4 protein-coding genes are annotated in these 6,000 nt (G+C 68.7%); 1 reads left to right on the top strand and 3 read right to left on the bottom strand.

Annotation, left to right across the window (positions count from 1 at the left end):
- Nucleotides 1-192 precede the first annotated feature (192 nt).
- The 3 genes from ACTHJJ_RS14260 to aceE all read right to left on the bottom strand — a co-directional run bounded on the left by ACTHJJ_RS14260 (nt 193) and on the right by aceE (nt 5,306).
- Nucleotides 193-894, bottom strand: coding sequence for a class I SAM-dependent methyltransferase (locus tag ACTHJJ_RS14260; protein WP_440303602.1), 702 nt, complete (start codon nt 892-894; stop codon nt 193-195).
- A gap of 63 nt (nt 895-957) precedes the next feature.
- Nucleotides 958-2,382 carry an argininosuccinate synthase gene (argG, locus tag ACTHJJ_RS14255; protein ID WP_440303597.1) on the bottom strand — a complete coding sequence of 475 codons (1,425 nt, stop codon included), beginning with the start codon at nt 2,380-2,382 and terminating at the stop codon, nt 958-960.
- A 152-nt stretch (nt 2,383-2,534) separates the two neighbouring features.
- On the bottom strand, nt 2,535-5,306 hold the full coding sequence (aceE, locus tag ACTHJJ_RS14250) for a pyruvate dehydrogenase (acetyl-transferring), homodimeric type (protein ID WP_440303596.1): 2,772 nt from the start codon (nt 5,304-5,306) through the stop codon (nt 2,535-2,537).
- Between the two features lie 243 nt (nt 5,307-5,549).
- Between aceE and ACTHJJ_RS14245 the strand changes: the two genes are divergently transcribed.
- Nucleotides 5,550-5,960, top strand: a complete 411-nt coding sequence (locus tag ACTHJJ_RS14245) for a DUF3052 domain-containing protein (RefSeq protein ID WP_440303601.1) — start codon at nt 5,550-5,552, stop codon at nt 5,958-5,960.
- Nucleotides 5,961-6,000 lie beyond the last annotated feature (40 nt).

Genomic DNA, 6,000 nt, shown 5'->3' with positions numbered 1-6,000 from the left:
CCCGACCCACGAACGCGCCTCGGCCGGGAGGCGCGGGTACCAGGTGTGCGCCTCCTTGGGGGGGGGGGCGGCCGTGGCCCGGACGGTGGTGCTCCGGTCGACGGGGCGCGCCGTCGCCGGTGTCGGTGACGTCCGCCGTTGCTCGCTCACACGGTCAGCCTACGGCGACTTTGTATGTCGCTCACAAAGCCGTCAGTGCGCCGTCACGACCGAGGCGTGACCGGCGTACCGGCGCCGACCATCGAAAACCGGGAGCGCTGCAGCGAGCGTCGGGGAGAAGCTGGCGAGGTATGCCGCTGCCGCGTCGTGATCCTCGAACGTGGCCCTCGTCTCGATGTCGCGCTGGGTCACATCATCGAAGTGCCGACGCAGCGTCGGCGATGCGTTCTCCGACGAGAACTGAGTGACGACCGGTTCGCCACCCGCGTCCCGGAGCAGTTCGGCAAGGTGTCGCTCGCCGTTCGTCGCCACGCAGAAGGTGCCGCCCACACGCAGGACGCGGCGCACCTCGCGCAGTGCTGCGTCGAGGTCCGGCACGTGGTACAGCATCCACGCGGCCACGACCACGTCGAAGGACTCGTCGGGGAAGGGGAGCGCATCTGCCGACGCCTGCTGGGCCGGCACGCCGAGCGCCGCCGTCGCCGCCACCATCGCCGGCGAGAGGTCGGTCGCGACGTACTGGGTGCCTGGCGCGGCATCGAGCACCGATCGTGCGAACAGGCCTGCCCCGCAGCCGATCTCTAGGATCCGCCGGCCCCGGCCTGCGGCGAGCACGGCATCCCGGAGCACGTCCGCGGGGGAGTGCCCCTCGGGACCGGGACCCCAGACGCCCCGTCGCGTCGCGAGGTTCGACGTCGAGCTGTACTGTCGCGCAACCTGCGCCGAGTCGGTCATCCCGTCCACGACGCCCACCCTAGTGATCCCGATCCACAGGGCCGCGTGTGCCCTCGATCGTGATCAGTCGGTGCCGAACTCCATTGCGGCGCGGTCGAGGGCGTCGTCCTCCTTGTCGACATCGGCAGCGGCCGGGTTGGCCGCGATCGCGACGGCACCACCGGGGGCGAGCTCACCGACGAGCTCGACGGCACGTGACCCGAGCAGGCCCTGGGCGGCATACCCCTCGAGCTTGGAACGCGAGTCGGCGATGTCAAGGTTGCGCATGGTCAGCTGGCCGATGCGGTCGACGGGGCCGAAGGCCGCGTCCTCGGTCCGCTCCATCGACAGCTTCTCCGGGTGGTACGAGAAAGCCGGGCCCTCGGTGTTGACGATCGACCAGTCGTCACCGCGGCGCAGTCGCAGCGTCACCTCTCCCGTGACTGCGGAGGCGACCCAGCGCTGGAGGGACTCGCGGATCATGAGCGACTGCGGGTCGAGCCAACGCCCTTCGTAGAGAAGCCGGCCCAGTCGTCGTCCCTCGTTGTGGTAGCCGGCGATCGTGTCCTCGTTGTGGATGGCGTTGAGGAGCCGCTCGTAGGTGATGTGGAGCAGCGCGAGGGCGGGGGCTTCGTAGACGCCCCGCGACTTGGCCTCGATGATCCGGTTCTCGATCTGGTCCGACATGCCGAGGCCGTGCCGGCCGCCGATGGTGTTCGCCTCCTGGACGAGGGCGACGGGGTCGTCGTAGCGGACACCGTTGATGGCGACGGGACGACCCTGCTCGAACCGGACCGTCACGTCCTCCGCCGCGATGTCGACCGCGGGGTCCCAGAACCGGACACCCATGATCGGTTCGACGACCTCGATCGACTCGTTCAGGAACTCAAGCGTCTTGGCCTCATGGGTCGCGCCCCAGATGTTCGCGTCCGTCGAGTAGGCCTTCTCCGTCGACGCGCGGTACGGCAGGTCACGCGCCGTGAGCCACTCCGACATCTCCTTGCGGCCGCCCAGCTCGCTCACGAACTCCGCGTCGAGCCAGGGCTTGTAGATCCGCAGCCGGGGGTTGGCGAGCAGCCCATAGCGGTAGAAGCGCTCGATGTCGTTGCCCTTGAAGGTCGAACCGTCGCCCCAGATCGAGACGCCGTCGTCCTGCATGGCGCGCACGAGCAGGGTGCCGGTCACCGCCCGCCCGAGCGGCGTCGTGTTGAAGTACGTCTTGCCGCCGCTGCGGATGTGGAACGCGCCGCACGCGATGGCCGACAGGCCCTCCTCGACGAGCGCCGTCCGGCAGTCGACCAGCCGGGAGATCTCGGCGCCGTACTGCCCCGCGCGGCCAGGGACCGAGTCGATGTCGTCCTCGTCGTACTGCCCGAGGTCGGCCGTGTATGTGCAGGGGACCGCCCCCTTCTCACGCATCCAGGCGACAGCCACGGAGGTGTCGAGGCCGCCGGAGAAGGCGATCCCGACTCGTTCACCGACAGGGAGGGAGGTCAGTACTTTGGACACCATGCAAGTATATGCAGGGTCGCGCATAGTTATCCAATTGCGAGCCGCACGGTGACCGCCTGCCCCGCTCAGCGGCATACGAGCTGCTCCGTATGACGCTGAGCCCGCTCCCAGAGGGGAGCGGGCTCAGCGTCGGAGTCTGTCGAGGTCGGTCAGGACTCGCCGCCGGCGTTGCCGGAGGTGCCGGCCGTGACGTCGTCGAGCCGGTACTTGTCGGCCGCCTTGACCGGGATGTCCGCGTCGATCTTGCCCTCCTTGGCGAGCATCTGGAGGGTGCGCACCGCGACGGACGGGCCGTCGATGTGGAAGAACCGGCGCGCCGCGGGTCGCGTGTCGGAGAAGCCGAAGCCGTCGGCGCCGAGCGAGGCGTAGCTGCGCGGCACCCACTCACGGATCTGGTCCTGCACCGCCCGCATGTAGTCGGAGACGGCGACGACCGGGCCCTCGGTGTCCTTGAGGCAGCGGGTCACCCACGGCTCGCGGGCCGGCTCCTCGGGACGGAGGAACTGCTGCTCGTCGCAGTCGAGTCCGTCGCGCCGCAGCTCGTTCCAGGAGGTCACCGACCACACGTCGGCCGCCACGCCCCAGTCGTCGGCGAGCAGCTGCTGCGCCTCGAGGGCCCACGGCACACCGACGCCGGAGGCGAGGATCTGGGCCCGGGCCGGCGTGTGCTGCCAGCCCTCGGTCGGCGCGTCGGCGATCTTGTGCATGCCCTTGAGGATGCCCTCGACGTCGACGTTCTCCGGCTCGGCCGGCTGCACGATCGGCTCGTTGTAGACGGTCAGGTAGTAGATGAGGTTGGCCCCATCGCCCTCCTGGCCCTCCCCGTACATCCGGCGCAGGCCGTCCTCGACGATGTGCGCGATCTCGTAGCCGTAGGCCGGGTCGTAGTGGACGACCGCCGGGTTCGTCGACGCGAGCAGCGGCGAGTGGCCGTCGGCGTGCTGCAGGCCCTCACCGGTCAGGGTCGTCCGGCCGGCTGTCGCGCCGATGAGGAAGCCGCGGGTCATCTGGTCGGCCGCGGCCCAGATGCTGTCACCCGTGCGCTGGAAGCCGAACATCGAGTAGAAGACGTAGACCGGGATCATCGGCAGGCCGTGCGTCGCGTAGGACGAGCCAACCGCCGTGAACGACGCCAGCGAGCCCGCCTCGTTGATGCCCTGGTGCAGGATGTGGCCCTGCTCCGACTCGCGATAGGCGAGCATCAGCTCGGCATCGACCGGCGTGTAGTTCTGCCCGTTCGGGTTGTAGATCTTGAGCGTCGGGAAGAACGCGTCGATGCCGAAGGTGCGGGCCTCGTCCGGGATGATCGGCACGATCCGCTCGCCGAACTGCTTGTCGCGGATGAGGTCCTTGAGCAGCCGGACGAAGGCCATCGTCGTGGCGACCTCCTGCTTGCCGGAGCCCTTCTTGATCTGCTTGTAGGCATCGGACCCGGGCAGGGACGGCGCGCTGAACTCGACCCGCCGCCGCGGCAGCGTGCCCCCGAGGTTGGCCCGCCGGTCGATGGCGTACTTGACGACCGGGTTGTCCGGGCCAGGGTTGTAATAGGGCGGACGGTAGGGGTCGGCCTCGAGCTGCTCGTCGCTGATCGGAATGCGCAGCGAGTCGCGGAAGTCCTTGAGGTCCTGCAGGGTCATCTTCTTCATCTGGTGCGTCGCGTTGCGCCCAGCGAAGTGCGTCCCGAGGCTGTAGCCCTTGATCGTCATGGCGAGCACGACGGTCGGCTGGCCGGTGTGGTTCATGGCGGCCTGGTAGGCGGCGTAGACCTTGCGGTAGTCGTGACCACCACGCTTGAGGTCCCACCAGATCTTCTCGTCGCTCCAGTCGTCGACCATCTTGAGGGTCCGCGGGTCCCGGGCGAAGAAGTGCTCGCGCACGTACTTGCCGTCGTTGGCCCGGAAGGTCTGGTAGTCGCCGTCGCTCGTCTGGTTCATGATGTGGACGAGCGCGCCGTCGCGGTCCGCGGCGAGGAGCGGGTCCCAGCCGCGGCCCCAGATGACCTTGATGACGTTCCAGCCGGCGCCGCGGAAGAACGCCTCGAGCTCCTGGATGATCTTGCCGTTGCCGCGTACCGGCCCGTCGAGTCGCTGCAGGTTGCAGTTGATGACGAAGGTGAGGTTGTCGAGCTCCTCGTTGGCGGCGAGCTGCAGCATGCCGCGCGACTCGGGCTCGTCCATCTCGCCGTCGCCGAGGAAGGCCCACACGTGCTGGTCGCTCGTGTCCTTGAGGCCGCGGTTGTGGAGGTACTTGTTGAACTGGGCCTGGTAGATGGCGTTCATGGGGCCGATGCCCATCGACACCGTCGGGAACTCCCAGTAGTTCGGGAGCAGGCGCGGGTGCGGGTACGAGGGCAGGGCGCGCAGCTTGCCGTCGACGTAGTGGCTCTTCTCCTGGCGGAACCCGTCGAGGTCGGCCTCCGACAGGTGCCCCTCGAGGAACGAGCGGGCGTACATGCCGGGGGAGGCGTGGCCCTGGAAGAACACCTGGTCGCCACCGCCGGGGTGGTCCTTGCCGCGGAAGAAGTGGTTGAAGCCCACCTCGTAGAGCGTCGCGGCCGAGGCGTAGGTCGAGATGTGGCCGCCGACCCCGATGTCGGGGCGCTGGGCGCGGTGCACGAGCACCGCAGCGTTCCAGCGGACGTAGCGGCGGAACTCCCGCTCGACCTCCTCGTCACCGGGGAACCACGGCTCGCGCTCCGGCGGGATCGTGTTGATGTAGTCGGTGGCGGTGAGGGAGGGGACGCCGATCTGCTGCTGACGGGCCCGTTCGATGAGCTTCAGCATGACGTAGCGGGCACGGGTGCGGCCCTGGCTCTCGAGGACGGCGTCCAGCGAGTCGATCCACTCCTGGGTCTCCTCGGGGTCTATGTCCGGGAGCTGGCTGGGGATGCCGTTGAGGATTGGTCCGGCTTCGGATGCCACGTCATTGTCCTTTCGTCGCGCCGAACGCGTGAGAACCGGTCGGCCTCCGCGCGCCTTTCTCCATCCTCCACCAGATCGTGGGTCACATCACAACCGGGTCAAGGGATGGCCGGTCCCGCAAGGTCGGGCCGATGTCACCGGTCCACACCACCCGCGCAACCGGCCCATGCACGGTAGCGTCGTCACAACGGGGTGACCGACCCCGAGCACGTACGTGGGACGAAAGGGTTGGTGACGCGCACCATGACCGCGGGAGCGGCATCACTCGGCAAGCTCGGCTTCGCCAAGGGACAGGTCATCCAGGAGTTCGGCTACGACGACGACGTCGACGACGAGGTCAGGCTCGCCATCGAGGAGGTCGTCGGCAGCGAGCTCGAGGACGAGGACTTCAACGAGGGGGCTGACGGCATCCTCATCTGGTATCGCGACGGCGACGAAGACTTGGGTGACCTGCTCGTCGACGGCCTGACCAACCTCTTCGACCAGGGCTTCGTTGTCCTGATGACGCCGAAGGCAGGGCGCGACGGTCACGTCGAGGCGAGCGAGGTCGAGGAGGCGGCGTCGACCGCCGGCCTGCAGACCGGGGGCGCCGTCAACGTCTCGGGCAGCTGGACGGCCAACCGGCTGATGCCCCCGAAGGGCTCGCGTCGCTGACTGGCACACTGGCGCCATGAGCGCCGACCGCCGTGAGGAC

Origin of the sequence: Intrasporangium sp. (genome assembly GCF_051961875.1) — a bacterium.
In the GTDB taxonomy this organism is placed as follows: Bacteria; Actinomycetota; Actinomycetes; order Actinomycetales; family Dermatophilaceae; genus Intrasporangium_A.
This window is presented reverse-complemented; position numbering and strand designations above follow the sequence as displayed.